We start from the raw sequence: 1,127 nt of genomic DNA, 5'->3' as shown, positions 1-1,127 counted from the left end.
CGTACGAGGTATATTTCCAGACGAAGGTTCCGTCGCCTCCTCCAAGCAGGACCGAGAACCTGCCGAATTGTTTGTTCGCCGTCACGAGATCAATGTTGCCGTCGCGGTTCACATCCGCCGCGACGATGGATGCGGATGACGAACCGCGACCCCACCTGAAATTCTGCTTCGGGCCGAACCCTCCGGTGCCGTCCCCGAGAAAGATGGAGGCGCCTCCCGAATACAAGCCAACGAGGTCGGAATTCAGGATCGCGATGTCCAGGATCCCGTCCCGGTCGAAATCCGCGATCGCCCCCGAAACGGGCCAACTCCCCGCAATTAGATCGGTGGACGCTCCAAACGTGCCGTCCCCGGCACCCAAGGCCACGACCACCCGTCCGGCTTGCGGCATCTCGGCAACCAAGTCGAGCACCCCATCCCCGTTCAGGTCCGCCGACTGGACCTCCGTCGTGGATCCGAACGAAGCGTCAGATCCGAAGCTGTTCGTCCGGGGGATGAAAGTGCTCGGCGCGCACGGGGGCGGGAAATCCCCGGCAACCGCGGTGACCGTGAAGGACTTCGTGTCGGCCAACCCCTCCCAATTATCGGTCGCCCGGATCGTGACGCCGGCCGACCCCAGGTCGCCGGCCCCCGGAGTAGCTTGAATGACTGCGGTTCCTTTCCACGGGACATTTCGCGGGATATCAGTGACGAGGGTTACGTACTCCGGACCCGATATCTTCCAGATGTCCACGCGATCGCCGTCGGGGTCGGTCGCGGTGACCTTCTGCTCCGCCACTTCGCCGAGCAAGACCGTCATGTCGGCCGGCTGGCTCAGGATCGGTGGGTTGTTCGGAATCGCGTGGACGACGATCGTGAACGTGGTCTGCGCTTCAAGCGCTCCGTCGCTCGCGGCGACCGCGGCACCGTACCTGCCGTTCCAGTTCGCGGGGGGAACGGTCAGGTGGATGTTCCCGGTTGCGGAGCCCGACCCCGGACTCGCCGTGGAAACGGTCATCCAGGCGGGACCGAAGACCTTGGAAAAGGTGATCGGGTCTCCGTCCGCGTCGCTCGCGAATACCGAACGGTCGACGGTCGACCCCGGGGTCACGAAGAGCGTGTCGACGGAATCGATCTGCGGAGCCGTG

Annotated in this window: 1 protein-coding gene; it reads right to left on the bottom strand. The window is 64.2% G+C overall.

Annotation, left to right across the window (positions count from 1 at the left end; all coding sequences use genetic code 11):
* Positions 1-1,127 (bottom strand): VCBS repeat-containing protein (locus tag E6K76_07710; GenBank protein TMQ58478.1); only part of this gene is annotated, 1,127 nt, incomplete at both ends.

The organism is Candidatus Eisenbacteria bacterium (assembly GCA_005893275.1).
Classification (GTDB): Bacteria; Eisenbacteria; RBG-16-71-46; order SZUA-252; family SZUA-252; genus WS-7.
The sequence above is the reverse complement of the archived record's forward strand: the minus strand, read 5'-3'. Positions and strand labels throughout refer to the sequence as shown.